This window comes from Dellaglioa sp. CoH-57-MRSF-16 (genome assembly GCF_056782055.1).
This window is the reverse complement of the sequence record NZ_JBXAXZ010000123.1, coordinates 1-329: the sequence shown is the minus strand read 5'-3', so window position 1 is coordinate 329 and position 329 is coordinate 1. Positions and strand designations below refer to the sequence as shown.

Sequence of the window (329 nt, the reverse complement as noted above, 5' to 3'; positions counted from 1 at the left end):
ACACAAGAGCAACGTGACGAGATTGCGCGTCTAGCGCTCCCCGAGGATTCGCTGAAGCTTTCGCAGATCATCACGAACACCACGATGACGATCAACGAGCTTGAGACTGTTCCAGATGCCTCGATATACTCGTTTGCAGACGTGCCTGAACTCGTTATGCGTCCCCCTACCATGCGCGACGTTCTTGAGTTTGCGGATGCTCCTGAGATGAAGGATGAAGAGCAACGCTCCGAATTCTCGTTCTTGGCTCAACTCGCTACGCATATCCAACACGTAGCCGGTTATCTGACTCTCAAGCAGAGGATTGATATCGTCGGTGAGTGCACACC

Annotated in this window: 1 protein-coding gene; it reads left to right on the top strand. The window is 52.6% G+C overall.

The window, feature by feature from the left end:
• On the top strand, positions 1 to 329 hold a 329-nt coding region (locus tag AC1RPH_RS08135; protein ID WP_481762081.1), incomplete at both ends, for a hypothetical protein.